18 protein-coding genes are annotated in these 17742 nt (G+C 34.6%); 4 read left to right on the top strand and 14 right to left on the bottom strand.

What is annotated here, in order from left to right; translation table 11 throughout:
• Positions 1–2 precede the first annotated feature (2 nt).
• The 14 genes from HND39_02860 to sufB form a co-directional block, all read right to left on the bottom strand.
• Positions 3–458, bottom strand: coding sequence for a hypothetical protein (locus HND39_02860; GenBank protein QKJ95296.1), 456 nt, complete (start codon positions 456–458; stop codon positions 3–5).
• Positions 459–764, bottom strand: coding sequence for a metal-sulfur cluster assembly factor (locus HND39_02855; GenBank protein QKJ95295.1), 306 nt, complete (start codon positions 762–764; stop codon positions 459–461). It abuts the gene before it with no gap.
• A 5-nt stretch (positions 765–769) separates the two neighbouring features.
• Entirely contained in the window at positions 770–2035 is a 1266-nt protein-coding gene (locus HND39_02850; GenBank protein QKJ95294.1) for a hypothetical protein, read from the bottom strand.
• Between the two features lies 1 nt (position 2036).
• Positions 2037–2846 (bottom strand): DUF2249 domain-containing protein, encoded by an 810-nt coding sequence (locus tag HND39_02845; GenBank protein ID QKJ95293.1) that lies wholly within the window; start codon positions 2844–2846, stop codon positions 2037–2039.
• 17 nt (positions 2847–2863) lie between these two features.
• A complete protein-coding gene (locus HND39_02840) occupies positions 2864–3091 on the bottom strand; it encodes a DUF2249 domain-containing protein (GenBank protein ID QKJ95292.1) in 228 nt (75 codons plus the stop codon).
• A gap of 139 nt (positions 3092–3230) precedes the next feature.
• On the bottom strand, positions 3231–3944 hold the full coding sequence (locus HND39_02835; protein QKJ95291.1) for a Crp/Fnr family transcriptional regulator: 714 nt from the start codon (positions 3942–3944) through the stop codon (positions 3231–3233).
• 305 nt (positions 3945–4249) lie between these two features.
• Positions 4250–4729, bottom strand: a complete 480-nt coding sequence (locus tag HND39_02830) for an Rrf2 family transcriptional regulator (GenBank protein QKJ95290.1) — start codon at positions 4727–4729, stop codon at positions 4250–4252.
• 438 nt (positions 4730–5167) lie between these two features.
• The gene (locus HND39_02825; protein QKJ95289.1) at positions 5168–5701 is read right to left on the bottom strand and encodes a BrxA/BrxB family bacilliredoxin; all 534 of its coding nucleotides are present in this window, start codon (positions 5699–5701) and stop codon (positions 5168–5170) included.
• 95 nt (positions 5702–5796) lie between these two features.
• A complete protein-coding gene (locus tag HND39_02820; protein ID QKJ97858.1) occupies positions 5797–6120 on the bottom strand; it encodes a DUF59 domain-containing protein in 324 nt (107 codons plus the stop codon).
• A 27-nt stretch (positions 6121–6147) separates the two neighbouring features.
• Positions 6148–6603: an SUF system NifU family Fe-S cluster assembly protein gene (locus tag HND39_02815; GenBank protein ID QKJ95288.1), complete on the bottom strand. Its 456-nt coding sequence runs from the start codon at positions 6601–6603 to the stop codon at positions 6148–6150.
• Complete coding sequence (locus tag HND39_02810; GenBank protein ID QKJ95287.1) at positions 6600–7859, bottom strand: cysteine desulfurase; 1260 nt, start codon at positions 7857–7859, stop codon at positions 6600–6602. The genes HND39_02815 and HND39_02810 overlap by 4 nt, the downstream gene beginning before the upstream one ends.
• Positions 7859–9184: a Fe-S cluster assembly protein SufD gene (sufD, locus tag HND39_02805; GenBank protein QKJ95286.1), complete on the bottom strand. Its 1326-nt coding sequence runs from the start codon at positions 9182–9184 to the stop codon at positions 7859–7861. Before sufD ends, HND39_02810 begins: the two co-directional genes overlap by 1 nt.
• A complete protein-coding gene (gene sufC, locus HND39_02800; GenBank protein ID QKJ95285.1) occupies positions 9184–9951 on the bottom strand; it encodes a Fe-S cluster assembly ATPase SufC in 768 nt (255 codons plus the stop codon). Before sufC ends, sufD begins: the two co-directional genes overlap by 1 nt.
• 117 nt (positions 9952–10068) lie before the next feature.
• Positions 10069–11517, bottom strand: a complete 1449-nt coding sequence (gene sufB, locus HND39_02795) for a Fe-S cluster assembly protein SufB (GenBank protein QKJ95284.1) — start codon at positions 11515–11517, stop codon at positions 10069–10071.
• A gap of 249 nt (positions 11518–11766) precedes the next feature.
• Between sufB and HND39_02790 the strand changes: the two genes are divergently transcribed.
• The 4 genes from HND39_02790 (at position 11767) to HND39_02775 (ending at position 17732) form a co-directional block, all read left to right on the top strand.
• Positions 11767–12822 (top strand): glycosyltransferase, encoded by a 1056-nt coding sequence (locus tag HND39_02790; GenBank protein QKJ95283.1) that lies wholly within the window; start codon positions 11767–11769, stop codon positions 12820–12822.
• A gap of 164 nt (positions 12823–12986) precedes the next feature.
• Complete coding sequence (locus HND39_02785; GenBank protein QKJ95282.1) at positions 12987–13799, top strand: class I SAM-dependent methyltransferase; 813 nt, start codon at positions 12987–12989, stop codon at positions 13797–13799.
• Positions 13800–13813: 14 nt separating this feature from the next.
• Positions 13814–16390: a hypothetical protein gene (locus tag HND39_02780; GenBank protein QKJ95281.1), complete on the top strand. Its 2577-nt coding sequence runs from the start codon at positions 13814–13816 to the stop codon at positions 16388–16390.
• Entirely contained in the window at positions 16347–17732 is a 1386-nt protein-coding gene (locus tag HND39_02775) for a flippase (protein ID QKJ95280.1), read from the top strand. The genes HND39_02780 and HND39_02775 overlap by 44 nt, the downstream gene beginning before the upstream one ends.
• Positions 17733–17742 lie beyond the last annotated feature (10 nt).

The following is a 17742-nucleotide window of genomic DNA, read 5'->3' as shown; positions in this document are numbered from 1 at the left end:
TATCAAAACTTTTCTCCTTTTGCTTCACGATACTGACTTCCTACACCTCTGATCCTACCCCACATTGAGTAGAAAAACAAAATCATTGCTACAACCTGTAAAGAAGAAAAAATAAAAATTGAGGTATTCAGCCAGTTTATATAAGTAAATGAAGCTGCAACCTGGAAAATGAATCTCGCAAAAGTTGAACCAGCCATCAGCCAGTAAACAATTAATATTAAATCAGGATTGTATTTTTTATCATCTTTCTCGGCACGCGGAAAAAACCAAAGCGCAACTCCCATTATCATCATCATTACAGAGCCAACAAGAATAATATGTGTGTGCGCAGAAATTAATTCCTGAGTGTAACCACTTTCAACAATATATTTTGAATACGACATGAATACGCCTGTTAAAATTCCCAGCACAAGAAAAATGATGCTTGTTTTTACGAAATATCTTACTGTTGTAAACACTTAAAAATTCCTTTGATATAATTCTTGTTTTGCTTCTTTACTCATTTTATCGGGTGTCCAGCGCGGTTCCCAGACGAGATCAACAATTACTTTTTTCTTTGGTTCAAATTGACTGATTACATTTTCCACCCAGGTAGTAATAGTGTTATGCATCGGACATCCCGGAGTAGTAAGCGTCATTGTTATTTTGTTTGTTTCATCTGTCGATTCAATTTCATAAACCAAACCGAGATCAACGATATTAATTCCGATTTCAGGATCGATAACTCCTTTCAGAATTTCAAGTATTTCTTCTTTTTGTGCCATTGTTTTTATGTCCTGAATATTGTAATCATATTGAATGAAAAGATTAGTGAGCTTAAAAGCATAACTGCAAATGAAATTATTAATCCGTATTGGTTGCTGAATGCAAAAGAAAACAGTGAGCCGAATAATGCTGTAATCATAAAGTAGAAACCATACTGTGCAACTTTCTCATTGAACATTTCTTTCAACATCGGAACTTTTTCAATGCCAACTTTACTGCTGTATTTGTGATACCAAACAAGGAAAGGAACAATTTTATACATTTGTCCGACGATAAGCATCGATAGATAGCCGAAAATTATCATGTAGCCGTAAATTAAAGTAAGATTTATGATATTTTGATAATCAATAAAAGCAATAAAAGTTCCAAGCAGAGTTGTTAATGCTAACATCAAATAAGCGTATGAGGAAAACCGTAAACCGGTATCAAGCTTTCTTCTTACTCTGTTTTTAAAAATGATATAAACCTGAATCAGGAATAGAATTATACCGACCGATATCATCGGAGTAAGTACATAGTAAAGAAAATGAATTCGTTCGTTATGAAATATGTAATTGATTCCGAGCAAACCGATGTTGATTAACCAGAATGCCCAGTGTCCGAATTTTAAATTATAACCATGCGATAGAGTGAACATCGGAATTAATTTGAAAGTAACGCCCATTACAACCATGGACACCCATCCGATAAAAGCAGTATGTGCGTGAAGATTCAGATACTGAAGATGATCAATTTTTATATAAGGGGTTCCGAGATTGATCGCAAGTAAAAGTCCGGCAATAGCTGTAATAATCAGATAGAAAATTGCCGCACCGAGATATAAACCTGTGATGTTCCATTTTTTAACACGTGTGAAAGTCATTATTATATTGAATGCAAAGATGAACATCGCAGTGTTTAACAGAATAGCTGAGATGTTCATATACAAACCGGTAGTGAAATACCAAAAACAATAAAGAAGTCCGATTACACCAATTGTGTAAATCCAGAATTGAATTTCTGCGAGTTTCTCACTGAATAGTTTTATTTCAAGGACAACGGGGATTAACTGGAATAAAGCTCCAAAGATTATCATTGTAATCCATCCGAGTGTTGCAATGTGAGTAATTGTCAGAATTTTGGGATTGAAATGATGACCGGTAATATCAGAGTGATTTAGAAGTAAAAACAAATTAAGTAAAACAAAGGAAAATATTGCAGCAATAAAATATTTAGAAACAATTCTGAATGGAGGAGAGTAAGCAGACGCTATTGAAACTGGCTGGTTCAATTTATTCTCTCTTTTGTTTTGTGATAACTACTTTGTAATAGTTTTCATTGATCTTATTTGCAACAGCAGAATATCCTCTTTCTTCTAATTTGGGATAAAGCATCATCGGGTCGCGGTGATGATGGACCAGCATAATGGTTTTGTCATCAACTCGTGAAATGTTTTCAAGAATTTTCATCATCGGTTCCGGTGGAGCTAATTCGCGAACATCAAGTTCAATCACGTTTTCAAAATCTTTGTCAATGTTTTTGTTGTCAGTTGCTGCTTTAGCTGAATCTATTTGCGCCTCACCCTCTTTATAAAAAAAGACGTTGAATGTATTGCCATCATTTTCAGTCCAGTGCTTGTAGCCTTTATTTTCAAGAACCGAATAAAGAGGAATCGGTTCAAATGAATTTATCAGGTGCAGCACTTCATCCTCTTTCAATGATTTTATAGTTGTCATTATTTCCAGAAACGGATCTTTCCCGGAGTTAATTGCTGGTCTAACATCAAGCTGCAGGATTTTTTCTGCGCGTATATCTTTCAGCTTTTCAGGTTTTACTATTGTCTTCATTGCTTCTTTCTTATTTATGGATATTTCTGGAGCATTATAATTAGCGTTTATCGAGTCATTCAGCTCAGACAATAGCCGGGCAACATCAACGCCAGCAATACCTGCAGCTTGTTCAACATTTACACGACTTGCAATAACTTTCCACTGTATTTTATTGTTTGATTTATCGAAGTGCGAACTAAATTTATCAAGCACTTCAAGAGTTTGTGGATGTTCAGCAAGCAATCTGGATATCTTTATATCTTTCGTAATCATCGTATCTGGATATGATTTTAGGTTTTTGAAATATTAACTTTCCAAACCTGCGGACCACGTTCAACGTACTCCCAGCCAAACTGATTTGGACGTTCTGCGTTGAACTGGTAATATAACGGCATTGGGTCGTGATCATTGATTAATTGAAATGTTTCGCCATTCTTCAATTCATCAAATGTTTTGAAAATTGTTGGATGCTTTTCACGTACAGGCACCGGTCTGATATCAAGTTGTTTTAAATCCATGATTACTCCTTTGTTTTAATTGGAATTTCAATCCAAAATTATCTAATGAAGCTGAGGATATTCTTGACTTAAGTCAGATTTGCAACTTTTTATCTGGTAGTGTGAATGCGTAATGCGGATAATGAAGATAGAATATTATTTACTTTGAAAGTTCTTTTAATCTTTTAATATCTGTTACAAAAATATTTTTACCGTTCACACGAATTATTTCTTCATTCTGCAGTTTTTTAAATGCGCGGGATAATGTTTCAGTTATTGTACCGAGATAGCCTGCAATTGTCGATTTGGGTAACGTAAGTTTTAAAAATGGTTCTGGTAATCTATCTGTTCCTGTATTCTTAATTTCTTTTAACAAATATTTTGCAAGTCTGTTCGGAACTTCTTTAGAAGCAATATCATCAAGCTGATTTACCAATGATTTCAATCTCTTTGCAAATCCTGCAAGCATCTTCATGGAAATTTCCGGTTCAATTTTAATCAACTCGAGGAATTTTTCTTTCGGAACAAATAAAACCAAACTTTCTTCAATTGCCTGAGCACTTACCGGATAATTTCCTCCTTCAAACAATGGAATATCAGCAAAAACATTAAATGGTTTTACAATGTGTACGACTGACTCTTTTCCGGACAGTGAGACTTTATAAACTTTTATTACACCTTTTAACAAAATATAAAATCCCCAATAGATATCACCTTCATTGAAAAGATTTTCGTGTTTTGAAAACCTTTTAAGCTTACTGACAGAAGTTATTTGTCTTAACTGTTGAACACTTAATTCAGAAAATAACGGAATGTCACGTAAGGTGAATTTGGATTTTGAAATATCAATTACGTTTAGACTAGAAATGTTCATAGTTATTTATTATTTATGGCTTATCATTATAAGAAAAAGTTTACTGCTCAGAAAAAGTAATATTTAATCTTAAGTATATGAGTTTTATGTTAATATCCCACCAATCCACAGAGGAATAATTAAGCCCGGACTCCCATTTTTTATTAGACAAGTATTTTATCACTCTGAATATATAAAATAATCTTTTGATAATTTCTAAAAGGCGATCCTTAAATGAATTACGAGGATTTTTGGCGAATATATTAAGAGTTTACTTAAAAAAAATCGTTGACTTAAAGTAGTAGTTGGGGGAAGAATTGGTTTATTTAATTCTTGTTAAACTTTGATTCCATCTCCTGTGCATAAGTTAAAGCAAGCGCCTGAACTTCCTGTTCTTTTCCGAGAAGGTCTTGTAATGTGAATTTACTCAGTACGCCGTCGAGAACATTTTGAATAGTTTTCCAAACAGAACGAATACTGCAATCGATGGAGTTTGTACAGATATTTTCCATCCCCGAATGAAGATCGCAGAAATTGGATTCATATAGTTTACCACCAAGCGCAGTTAACACATCATTGATAATAATTTTATCTGCTGCCTGACTTAATTTGTAACCGCCTGTTTGACCTCTTGCACTTTCAATGAAACCGGCAAGTCTTAAAGCTCTTAAAATTTTTGCTGTATTTGCCGGTGATAATCCTTCAACTTCACTGAGTTCAGGAATAGTGAGACCATGCTGAGAATCACTTTTGGCAATTCTCAGTAAAAGTCTTAATCCGTATTCTTCTTGTGTGCTGAATTTCATAATAATTTACCCTGAACTTGATTCAGGGACTCCAGTTCGTTTGTCAATGAGATGCTGAAATAAGCCTGCCTGTCGGCAGACAGGTTCAGCATTATGATTTTTCTTATGTGCTGAATTTCATAATAATTTACCCTGAACTTGATTCAGGGACTCCAGTTCGTTTGTCAATGAGATGCTGAAACAAGCCTGCCTGTCGGCAGACAGGTTCAGCATTATGATTTTTCTTATGTGCTGAATTTCATAATAATTTATCCTGAACTTGATTCAGGGACTCCAGTTCGTTTGTCAATGAGATGCTGAAACAAGCCTGCCTGTCGGCAGACAGGTTCAGCATTATGATTTTTCTTGTGTACTAAATTTCATAATAATTTACCCTGAACTTGATTCAGGGTCTTATATTATTTATTAAGATGCTGAAATAAATTCAGCATAAACTACTTATCCTTGAAACAACGGAATCTTCGAACCACATTGTTTTGCATACATAACTTTCTCAAAATGTTCTGCCGGAATTGATGGACCTTGTTTAGAACATTGCTCATTAAAAATATTTCTCCAATAATCTGAAATCTGTTTGGGCATACTACCTTCAATTTCGTAACGATGCATAAAATGTACTAACTTACCATTTTTGAATAATGCAACACTCGGAGAGGATGGTGGAAGATTTCCTATCAGCTCTCTGGTTTTATCAACAGCATCTCTTTCCTGACCGGCAAAAACAGTATAAAGTTTATCTGGAATAATATTATTCTGTAGCGCAAGTGAAATTCCTGGTCTCGCGCTACCGGCAGCACAACCGCAAACTGAATTTATAAACACGAAAACAGTCTCGTTGTTATTTACTTTTATAGCTTCTTCAACCTCTTTGGGCGTTAACAATTCATTAAAGCCTACGGCTACTAATTCGTCCCGCATCGGTTGAACAGAACTCTGATCGTAGATTGGTGGTCTTGAACTTATGTTGAACATTTTTACTCCTTATTATTTCATTATAAGTCATGCTGAATTTATTTCAGCATCTTTGATTACTATTTAAGATCCCGAAATAAATTCGGAATGACAACTCACATAAAACCCAATTCAACTTTTGCAACTTCTGACATCATATCCTTATCCCACGGCGGACTCCATACAACTTCTACTTTTGCACTTTTGACTTCCGGCATGGCTTTTACTTTTGCTTCAACTTCCGGTGGAAGTGATCCTGCAACAGGACAAGCTGGTGAAGTTAAAGTCATTTTAATGTTTACGTTAGATTCATCATCAATAATAATTTCATAAATTAAACCAAGCTCGAAAATATCCACAGGAATTTCAGGATCGTAACAAGTTTTTAAAGTTTGGATTATTTTTTCTTCCAGTTGTTGTTTGTTTAATTCTACCATTATTTCTTACTCATACTGTTAATCTTACTCTTATTCGGTTGTCACTTTTTCATTTTTATTATGTAATGCATTGATCATAGTGTGCCATGCAAGTGAAGCACATTTTACTCTGACTGGAAATTCCTGAACTCCTGCAAATACAGCAAGTTTTCCAAGTTCATCTGTATCAGGGTTATCACCGAGTTTTCCAGTTACAAGATCGTGAAATTTTTCAAAAAGTTTTTCGGCATCTTCAACACTTTTACCTTTTAATATTGAAGTCATTAGTGAAGCAGAAGCTTTTGAAATTGCACAACCTTCACCATTGAATGAAACATCTTTTATTAGTCCATCTTCCACAAATAAAAATACATCAATCCGATCACCACAAAGAGAATTATAACCTTCTGCGGTTTGTGTAGCGTTTTCCATTTTCCGAAAATTTCTCGGGCTTTTGTTATGATCAAGAATTACCTGCTGATAAAGTTCTTTCAATTCCCGGTTCATCCAAAAACCTCGAATATTTTTTTCAACCCATTTATTAAAACATCGATTTCTTGTTTTGTGTTATACATTGCGAATGACGCGCGTGATGTTGCGGGAATATTAAATCTCTGCATCAGTGGTTGTGTGCAATGATGTCCGGTCCTGATTGCAATTCCTTCAAAATCCAGAAAAGTTCCGATGTCGTGCGGATGAATATTTTCAAGTACAAAAGAAAGAACACTTGTTTTTTCCTTTGCAGTTCCAATGATCTTCAAACCCGGTACTTCAGCAATTTTTGTGGTTGCATATTCAAGCAAGCTGTGTTCATGCTCTCTTATATTTTCTATTCCGATTTTATTTACATATTCAATAGCGGCCCCAAGACCAATTGCCCCGGCAATATCAGGTGTTCCTGCTTCAAACTTATGAGGCAACTCGTTGTAAGTAGTTTCTTCAAATGTAACTTTTGAAATCATATCACCGCCGCCTTGATATGGAGGCATTGCATCGAGCAGTTCAACTTTTCCGTAAAGAGCACCAATACCTGTGGGACCGTAAATTTTATGTCCGGAGAACGCTAAAAAATCACAATCAAGTTCCTGAACATCAACTCTTAAATGATTTACTGCTTGTGCAGCATCAACTAATACCGGGATATTAAATTGGTGAGCGTATTTAATTATTTTCCTAATCGGATTGATTGTGCCTAAGGAATTTGACACATAAACTATCGAAATAAATTTTGTTCTCTCGTTAACCATCTTTTCAAATTCATCATAGATCAATGAGCCGTCATCGTTAATTGGAATTACTCTCAGCTTTGCATTTTTTTCAATACAGAGAAGCTGCCAAGGGACAATGTTGGAGTGATGTTCCATGTGTGAAATAATTATTTCATCGCCTTCTTTAATATTTTTTCTTCCGTATGAACTTGCAACAAGATTTATTGCTTCAGTTGTTCCTCTTGTAAAGATTACCTGGTTTTTTCCCAGTGCATTGATGAATTGCTTGATTTGGATTCTTGCACTTTCAAAAGCTTCCGTTGCTTCCTGGCTGAGTGCATGAACTCCACGATGAATATTTGCGTTCATCGTCGTGTAATAATTATTAATCTTATCGATTACATAAACGGGTTTCTGAGTAGTTGCAGCATTATCAAGATAAACAAGATTTTTGCCGTGTACTTTTTTACTTAGGATCGGAAAGTCTTCACGAATTCTGTTTACATTAAAACTATTTTTAGAAACAGAAACTGCTGTTTCAGCATGTGTGGTCATCAATTTTCCTGCTCATCAAATTTTTGAGTTATCACTTTTTCTGCATAATCTCTTATCGTTTCAATTTTAATTGATGTAATAACATCGCTTGCAAAAGCGTGTAATAAAATACCTTTACTTGCTTCTTCACCAATGCCTCTTGATTTCAGATAGAATTTTGCTTCATCATCCATTTGCCCGATAGTAGCACCATGTGAACATTTAACATCATCGGCAAAAATTTCAAGCTGTGGTTTGGTATTTACCAATGCGCCATCGGATAAAAGAATACTGTTGTTTTCCTGGAATGCATTTGTCTTTTGAGCGTCGGGTCTGACTATAATTTTACCGTTAAAAACACCGCGTGATTTATCATCAAGAATTCCTTTGTAATGTTCGTGACTATTACAATGTGGTTTCGCATGATCCATCAAAGTATGAGCATCGAATAATTGTGTTCCATCGATCATATATAATCCATTCAGTGTACATTCACCACCTTCACCATTAAACTTTGCATTGAAATCATTGCGTGAAAGTTCAGCACCGGTTGAAATCAGATGTGAACTGAAATTACTGTTTCGTTCCTGGTCAACTTCCATTCTTGCAATGTGGAATGCATTTTTACTTTCTTCCTGAAGTTTTATGTGATCAACAACAGCATTTTCTTCAGCCACTATTTCAGTAACAGTATTAGTAAAATAAATTTGTTCCTTATAACCAACATAATGCTCGATGATTGTAACCTGGGAGTTTTTTTCGGCAATAAAAAGATTTCTTGGCTGCGTTAATATTTTTTCATCTTCTGAATCAGTAATAAAAATTATGTGAATTGGTTCTTCAACTATTTTTCCCGCGGGAACGAAAATGAAAGCACCATCATCTGTGTACGCTGTACTTAATGCCGTGAAAATATGATTGTTGTCGTCTGCATATTTTCCAAAATGCTTCAGAAAATTTTCATTTTGCTTTTTTGTTTGTTCTTCAACACTTCCAACAACAACACCTTCCGGAAGATTTAGCAAATCCGTGTGTTCAGTGGAGACTCTTCCATTAATAAATACTATCAGGCTATGTTCCATCTCATCAAATAATAATGATTTGATGAAATCTTTTGGGATGACTTTCCTGACGAATTTTGGTACAAAATTATATTTTAACAATGGGGCAATACTTGTGTATTTCCATTCTTCATCTTTGATAGTCGGGAATTCAAGCTTGCTGAAGTTTGAAAGAGCAGTTTTTCTTTTTTGATGGATAGAGTTTTCTTTTCCGCCGTTTAATCGTTTCTCAAACTCACCAAAATTTGAGAGATACCAATCTTTTATATCAACCGGATTATTCATTATTGATTTACCACCGCTTCCTTATTACCATTTTTTACCCAATCATATCCCTTCGCTTCAAGTTCCAGAGCTAATTCTTTTCCACCAGACTTTACTATTTTTCCCTGGTAAAGAACATGAACGAAATCCGGAACGATGTAATTGAGTAAACGCTGATAGTGAGTTACTACAATCGTTGCGTTCTCCTTCGATCGAAGTTTGTTTACCCCGTTAGCAACAATTTTTAATGCATCAATATCAAGACCTGAATCAGTTTCATCAAGTATTGCAAGCTTTGGCTGGAGTACTGCCATTTGAAATATTTCATTTCTCTTTTTCTCACCACCTGAAAAACCTTCATTAACAGACCTGCTTAAAAATTTCTGATCGAGTTCAACTAATTTCATTTTTTCTTTTATTAGGGAAAGGAATTCCATTGTGTCGAGTTCTTCCTCACCATGATATTTTCTTATTTCGTTCAAAGCTGTTTTTAGAAGATTTGTATTTGAAACACCAGGAATTTCAACCGGATATTGAAATGCAAGAAAGACACCTTCTCTTGCTCTGTCTTCTGTAGCCAATTCCAGAAGATTTTTTCCGTTATAAAAAACTTCACCTTCTGTCACCTGAAATTCTTCTCTTCCGGCAAGAACCTGTGCAAGAGTACTTTTACCGGAACCGTTCGGACCCATAATTGCATGAACTTCGCCAGCTTTTACTTTTAGATTAATTCCTTTCAGAATTTTATTTCCTGCAATACCTGCGTGTAAATTTTTTATTTCTAACATTGTTATCCTTTTAATTTTTAATATTACTTGTCAAGTCATTCTGAGCGAAGCGAAGAATCTTATTGCTGACTCAGATTTTTCATCCGGCAGCTGCCGGATTCAGAATGACAAACTGTCCTAACCAACACTTCCTTCAAGGCTTACACTTAATAGCTTGGTTGCTTCAACCGCAAACTCCATTGGAAGTTCAGCAAATACTTCCTTGCAATAACCGTTCACGATCAACCCGATTGCTTCTTCAGTTGAAATTCCGCGTTGATTGAGGTAAAAAATCTGATCTTCACCAATTTTGGATGTAGTAGCTTCATGCTCCATCTTTGCTGACGAATTATTTATTTCAAGATATGGAAAAGTATGCGCACCACATTTATCTCCCAGCAGAAGGGAATCACACTGAGAAAAGTTACGGGCGTTTTCAGCTCTCTTAGTAATTTTCACCAAGCCGCGATAACTGTTTTGACTTCTTCCTGCAGAAATACCTTTTGAGATTATAGTGCTTCGTGTGTTTTTGCCAATATGAATCATCTTTGTTCCGGTATCGGCTTGCTGCATATTATTTGTCATTGCCACAGAGTAAAACTCGCCGATTGAATTGTCACCTTGAAGGATACAACTCGGGTATTTCCATGTGATTGCAGAACCTGTTTCAACCTGTGTCCAGGAAATTTTTGAATTTACTCCCCGGCATGCACCGCGTTTTGTAACAAAATTATAAATACCGCCTTTGCCATCTTTATCGCCCGGATACCAGTTTTGAACAGTTGAATATTTTATTTGAGCATTATCCAAAGCGATCAGTTCAACAACTGCAGCGTGCAATTGGTTTTCATCCCGCATAGGAGCAGTGCATCCTTCAAGGTAGCTAACGTATGCCCCTTCATCTGCAATAATTAAAGTTCTTTCGAACTGTCCGGTATTTGCAGCGTTAATCCTGAAGTAAGTTGATAGCTCCATCGGGCATCGAACACCTTTTGGAATATATGCGAATGAACCATCGCTGAATACCGCCGAATTTAGTGAAGCATAAAAATTATCTGTATAAGGAACAACACTTCCGAGATATTTTTTTATTAGATCGGGATGATTTTGCACTGCATCAGAAAATGAACAGAAGATAATACCGAGCTCATTTAGTTTGTCTTTAAAAGTTGTGGCAACAGAAACGCTGTCAAATACTGCATCTACTGCAACACCTGTTAATCTTTTTTGTTCATCTAAAGAAATTCCAAGTTTCTTGTAAACTTCAAGTAATTCCGGATCAACTTCATCCAAACTTTTTAATGATGGTTTTTTCTTCGGTGCTGAGTAATAAGAAATCGCCTGGTAATCAACAGGAGGATACTTTACATTCGACCAATGTGGTTCTTTCATTGTTAACCAATGCCTGTAAGCTTTCAATCTCCATTCAAGCATAAATTCAGGTTCATTTTTCTTTGCAGAAAGTTGTTTTATAATCTCTTCATTCAGACCATTTGGTAAAGTATCTGCTTCAATTTCAGATACGAAACCATATTTGTATTCTTTATTTGCTAATTCTTCTATTTTGGAGACTTCTGTCGAACTCATTTGATTTTCCTGATAATATCTTTTATGTGTCAACAAGTATTTTGTTTTGCTCTTCAAATTTATCTTATCTATACAAAATTGTCAAGATTAAACGTTGTGCAACTCACATTTGGATACACTGGACTGGAAACCCGATGAATAATATTAAATTGTATTTAATACAGGATTAAATTAATTTTGAAATAAAGTTAAATGTTGAAATTTCAACGTTTTATAACAATTAAAATAATATTATAAAAGACCTGATTCGTGGAAGAAAAAGATACCCGTCAAGAAATTCAGAAACAACAATCTATCGGATATAAACGATACTACAATCGAAGAAAACGCTATCACCATAAACCAAACCAATCACCTCACTTTGAGAAGTTAAAAACTTCATTCAAGAAAATATCAATTGTGATTCCGCTTTTTAATGAAGAAGAATCAATAATTCCTTTGAGTCACGAAATCAGGAAAGCAATTAGCAAACTAAATACTAATTATGAAGTGATATTAATTGACGATGGCAGCACAGACTTATCGCTTCAAAAATTGAAAGAAGTTACCAAGACTGATAACAGGTTCAGATATTTTAGTTTCAGAAAAAATTATGGAAAATCTGCAGCGTTGCATGTTGGCTTCAAAGAAGCAACCGGTGATGTTGTTGTTACAATGGATGCTGACTTGCAAGATGATCCGCAGGAAATCCCAAACCTTCTGAAGAAACTTGAAGAAGGGTTCGATTTATGTTCTGGCTGGAAGAAGAAGCGTCAGGATCCATTTATAAAAAAAATGTCATCAAAGTTTTTCAACTTTGTTACACGAGTGATAAGCGGAATAAAACTTCACGATTTTAATTGTGGACTTAAAGCTTACAAAAAAGAAGTTGTTGAAAATGTAAAAGTGTATGGTGAACTTCACAGATATATTCCTGTTCTGGCAAAATGGCAGGGATATACTGTTACAGAAATTCCGGTAATGCATCATCCCCGCAGATACGGTAAAACTAAATTTGGAATCTCACGATTCTTTAAAGGATTCATTGATCTTGTAACAGTAACATTTGTAACCCGGTATATAAAACGTCCGATGCATTTTTTTGGATTTTTAGGTGCGCTTGCATTTCTGATAGGTATTATCATACTCGCCTACCTGACTGTATTGTGGATTCAGGGGCACTCGTTGAGTAATCGACCAATGATATTTCTTGGTATGCTATTGATCATAGTTGGAGTTCAATTATTTGCCGTCGGATTGCTCGGTGAAGTGATTGTTCACAATTCTATGGATGACAGAGAATATGTTATCAAAGATAAAAGCTAGAATGTATGATGGTTGATGTAAAATGTATGATTGAAGAGGGAAGATGTAAAATGATAAATCCAATTTTTAATATTCTTAAGTTATTCTTTCCTGATATAAACTAAATGAGTAAATGACTCAATTAAACATTTACCATCGCCCATTTGACATCTACCATAGGTAAAATGTATTACGATCCCATAAAGAATATTTTCGCAAACACAATTCGCAAATTTCCTTCACTCAGAATCTTTTTTTATAAAATTCTTGATTTAATGTTTCTTCGTTCATGGTATGTCAGAAGGGAATTAAAAGATATCAGAAAAAAATTCGGAAGTTCAAACATCAGTATATATGATGCGGGTTCTGGTTTCGGGCAGTACACATATTTCATGTCAAAAAAAATAAATCCCTGTAAAATTCTCTCTGTCGATGTTAAAGATGATTGGATAAATGACTGTAAAAAATTTTTTGAGCAAAAAAAAATTGCCGATACTACTTTTGCTGTTGAAGATTTGACCATCATCAATCATAAGAGCAAATTTGATTTAATTGTTTGTGTTGATGTAATGGAACACATTACCGATGATAAAAAAGTTTTCAGCAATTTTTATTCATCTTTGAAATCAGGGGGTTATCTTCTCATCAACTCACCATCAATATACGGTGGAAGCGATGTTCATCACGATGATGAAAAAAGTTTTATAAGTGAACATGCCAGAGACGGATATTCAAAAGAAGATCTGGAGAATAAACTTCATCCACTTGGTTTTTCAACTTACAAATCAAGATACACTTATGGATTCTGGGGTGATAAAGCATGGCGGCTCGGGATTAAATATCCAATGCTTTTATTAAACATCTCCAAACTATTTCTTCTGATTTTACCTTTATATTATCTGTTAACATTTCCGTTTACTTTAATAATGATGAAACTGGATTTTACTTCTGAAAATAAAACAGGCTCAGGAATAAATTTCATCGCACAAAAAAAATAAAATTCTGGAAAACTATGTCAGCAAAAAAAATTAGTAAGGTCGTCAAATCAACGAAGCAAGAAAAACCAACATTTATTTCAGCCTTCAATCTTGGCAATTACATTTCCGAGAAATATCATATACTTGTATTTGCAATAGTAATATTGGTTTTATTCCTGATTTTCTTTTCACCAATATATTTTGGCGGAAAGACTTTCCAGTCTGGTGATATTATGACCAGTATGAGTGCCAAAACTTATCTCGAGACACACGAAGGAGATTACACTCTTTGGAATCCGTATGTTTTTGGAGGAATGCCTGCTTATGCAATTGCTACGGGATATAAATGGTTTAATTTGATTTGGGTTTCAGTTGATACCGTGCGATCAATATTCAGCAGTCCATTCATTGTTGATTATGCTAAATGGACATTTTACTTACTTGCGCTCGCTTACACAATGTTTACATTTTTTTATTTACAAACAAAGAATAAAGCTGTCAGCTTATTAGTAGGAATTGCATCATCATTCAGTACAGGCATAATTGTATTTTTGTTTATAGGTCACGTTACGAAATTAACGGCATTATGGGTTTTTCCTGTACTTTTTCTGCTGTTATTCAATTTTCAAAAACGGATTAAATGGCTTGAGATTTTCCTGCTTATCTTTTTTATAGATGTGATGTTTCTTGGCTGGCACGTGCAGATAATCTTTTACATTTTCTTTGCAGTGATGATTTATTTCATTTATTTCTTTTTAAGATCAATTAGACTGAAGGATAAAATACTCAGATCACAAATGATAAAATCATTGGCAATTTTTATAGCAGCAGTTGCTGTCGGACTTTTGATACAATCCGATAACCTCACTCAGATCTATGAATATAATCCTTATTCGACCAGAGGAACTGAAAGTATTGTTGAAAAAGATGCAGGAAGCACAAAACAATCTGAATCAGATTTTTATGATTATGCAACCAACTGGTCATTTTCTCCGGGGGAAGTTCTTACATTCATCATTCCTTCATACTACGGATTTGGTAAGTCAACTTATCAGGGTCCTCTTTCTCAAAATCAACCTGTTGAAGTGAATACATATTTTGGACAGATGCCTTTTGTTGATGTTGCAATGTATATGGGAGTTATTGTTTTCTTTCTTGCGTTGTTTGCAATGTTTACAGATTGGAAAAATCCATTAGTCAGATTCTTCACCATACTTTCTGTTATTGCTTTGTTGATTTCTTTTGGAAGAACATTCCCGTTGTTTTATGATCTGATGTTCAATTACTTCCCGTTTTTTGATAAGTTTAGAGTGCCCTCAATGATTCTTGTACTTGTGCAGTTGAGTTTTCCGATTCTTGCAGGTTTAGGTCTCGTTAAAATAATTTCACTTAAAACAAATCCGGACGAAAAAGTTGCAAAGATAATTCGTAATGCGTTTTATGTTTTTCTTGGAATTTTTGTACTGACGTTATTGCTTGGTTCCCCATTAAAAGATTGGTTCATCACAAGAGTGGCAAGTGAACCTCAAAAAGGTGCGAGACTTCAGGCAATTCACGATTATATGGGCGATATGTTTCTATCTGATATTCGTTATGCATTCTTTTTTGCTGCTGCAACTTTCGGACTTGCATTTGCTTTCCTACGGAAAAGACTAAGTTCTGATCTGATGGTAATTGTGATATCAGTTTTGGTGGTAGTTGATCTTTTCAGAATAAATTATCGCGGAGAAACCTTTACTGAATATTCAGGAATCGAAAAATTATTCAACAAACCTGATTATATCCGGGCAATCGAAAACACGGGTGATAAATCTGTTTTCAGAGTTTTAAATCTGAAGCAGGATGGTTCAATTGGTGCACTGAACCAGAACTCAAATTATCTTTCATACTTTTTGATGTACGATATTTATGGTTACTCAGGAATTAAACCACGCGCAATACAAGATTATTATGATGTGCTCGGTTCTCCGGCTAACCCGATTTTCTGGAGAATGCTGAATGTGAAATATCTTGTATTTGACAAGGCAGTTAATCTGCCAAACAGTGAATTGATCTTCTCAGGTGACAAATCTTTTGTGTATAAGAATAATGATGCTTTGCCGAGAGCTTATTTTGTAAACCAGATAGCTAAAAAATCTGGTTTAGAAATTATTAATATGGTTAAGAATACACAATTTGATCCTGCATTCATTGCTTTCACCGAAGAAGATATAAATGGAATTGAAGTACCTGACAGTACCGCATTCGTTAAAATAGAAAAGTTCGAAGATGAATATATTCATCTCGATGTTAATGCAAGTGGAAATAACTTTCTGTTTCTTGGTGATACTTATATGTCCGGTGAAACAGATTACAGATTATTTAAAGTTCACACAGGCTGGAAAGCTTTTATTGATGGAAATGAAACAAAAATCTTTCGTGCGAATCACGACTTCAGAGGAATCGTTGTTCCAAAAGGCAATCATAAAATAGAATTTGTATATCTTCCGGAATCCTGGGTTTTATCTAAAAATCTGTCCTTCATTTTCAGCTCAATTGTCATTCTTGGTGTAGTAATTGGGATCGCTCTTGATCTCAGAAAAAAATTCCAGGGAAAAGCCAAAGTTGGGTGATACAAATGAAAAAGTAAGTACGAAGATTAATTTCTCTTCTGACTCATTTAAAAAATATTTAGCTAATACCTCCTGGTTTTTTTTCGAAAGAATCCTGCGCATATTAATTTCTTTCATTGTTACGATCTTTGTTGTAAGATATCTCGGACCAAAAGATTTCGGACTTTATAGTTATGCAATAAGTTTTGCATGGATATTTGCTGCCATCAGCACTCTTGGTCTTGAATCTATCTCAACAAGAGAACTTGTAAAAAATCCTGATAAGAGAGATGAAATTAATGGTACAGTTTTCCTGTTAAGATTAGCTGGCAGTATAGTTTGTATAATAATTACAGCAATCGTATTAATACTGACTGGGGAAAGCACTTATACAAGCATATTGATATTAATTTTTTCTGCATCGTTTATATTCCAATCATTTTCTGCAATCGAGTATTACTTCAGAGGAATTGTAAAAGCAAAGTATAATGCTTATGCACTATCTGTTTCGGTTATTTTTTCATCAGCATTAAAAATTATCCTCATTACTCTCAAAGCTCCGATCATTTATTTTATTATAGCAGCTTCTCTGGAATATTTTATTCTGGCTATCGGACTTGTTGTAGTTTATCATCACAATAAATTATCCGTATTTAAATGGAAGTACTCCAAAAAAATAGCTTCATCATTGCTTAAAGATTCATGGCCGCTGGCATTATCCGGAGTTTTTGTAATGATTTATATGCGTATTGATCAGGTTATGATAAAGAATATGTTAAACGATGAAGCAGTAGGATATTATTCAGTTGCCGTAAGACTTTGTGAAGCATGGTATTTTATTCCAGTTACATTATGCAATGCAATTTTTCCTGCAATTGTAAATGCAAAGAATGTCAGTATTGATTTCTATAATAACAGGATGCAAAAATTATATGATCTGTTAGCCTGGCTGGCGATCGGGATAGCGGTACCCGTAACAATTTTTTCATCACTAATAATTGAACTATTATTCGGTAGTGAGTTTTTAGCTGCTGCACCAATACTAACAATCTATATATGGGCAGGAGTTGCAGTTTTCCTGGGAGTTGCAAGCAGTCAGTATTTAATAAATGAAAACCTAACAAAGCTGTCATTCCTTCGTTCATTTGTTGGGATGGTTTTAAACATAATCTTAAATTTTATTTTTATTCCAATCTATGGAATAGTTGGATCGGCAATTGCAACATTGATTAGTTATACTTGTATAGCATTTGTTCCGTCATTCAATAAAGGTTATATGGTTCAAATGAAGTTAATGTTGAAGTCGATATCCGGAATTACGCTTTTTAGCTATATTAAAGATATTAGTCTAAAAAATAATTAGTTGATAAAAT

The sequence above is a fragment of the Ignavibacteriota bacterium genome, assembly GCA_013285405.1.
Taxonomy (GTDB): Bacteria; Bacteroidota; Ignavibacteria; order Ignavibacteriales; family Ignavibacteriaceae; genus IGN2.
This window is presented reverse-complemented; position numbering and strand designations above follow the sequence as displayed.

Coding starts and splice junctions, on each gene's coding strand:
- HND39_02855 (QKJ95295.1), bottom strand. CDS start 764: ATGGCACAAAAAGAAGAAATACTTGAAATTCTGAAAGGAGTTATCGAT.
- HND39_02845 (QKJ95293.1), bottom strand. CDS start 2,846: ATGATTACGAAAGATATAAAGATATCCAGATTGCTTGCTGAACATCCA.
- HND39_02840 (QKJ95292.1), bottom strand. CDS start 3,091: ATGGATTTAAAACAACTTGATATCAGACCGGTGCCTGTACGTGAAAAG.
- HND39_02835 (QKJ95291.1), bottom strand. CDS start 3,944: ATGAACATTTCTAGTCTAAACGTAATTGATATTTCAAAATCCAAATTC.
- HND39_02830 (QKJ95290.1), bottom strand. CDS start 4,729: ATGAAATTCAGCACACAAGAAGAATACGGATTAAGACTTTTACTGAGA.
- HND39_02825 (QKJ95289.1), bottom strand. CDS start 5,701: ATGTTCAACATAAGTTCAAGACCACCAATCTACGATCAGAGTTCTGTT.
- HND39_02815 (QKJ95288.1), bottom strand. CDS start 6,603: ATGAACCGGGAATTGAAAGAACTTTATCAGCAGGTAATTCTTGATCAT.
- HND39_02810 (QKJ95287.1), bottom strand. CDS start 7,859: ATGACCACACATGCTGAAACAGCAGTTTCTGTTTCTAAAAATAGTTTT.
- sufD (QKJ95286.1), bottom strand. CDS start 9,184: ATGAATAATCCGGTTGATATAAAAGATTGGTATCTCTCAAATTTTGGT.
- sufC (QKJ95285.1), bottom strand. CDS start 9,951: ATGTTAGAAATAAAAAATTTACACGCAGGTATTGCAGGAAATAAAATT.
- sufB (QKJ95284.1), bottom strand. CDS start 11,517: ATGAGTTCGACAGAAGTCTCCAAAATAGAAGAATTAGCAAATAAAGAA.
- HND39_02785 (QKJ95282.1), top strand. CDS start 12,987: ATGTATTACGATCCCATAAAGAATATTTTCGCAAACACAATTCGCAAA.
- HND39_02780 (QKJ95281.1), top strand. CDS start 13,814: ATGTCAGCAAAAAAAATTAGTAAGGTCGTCAAATCAACGAAGCAAGAA.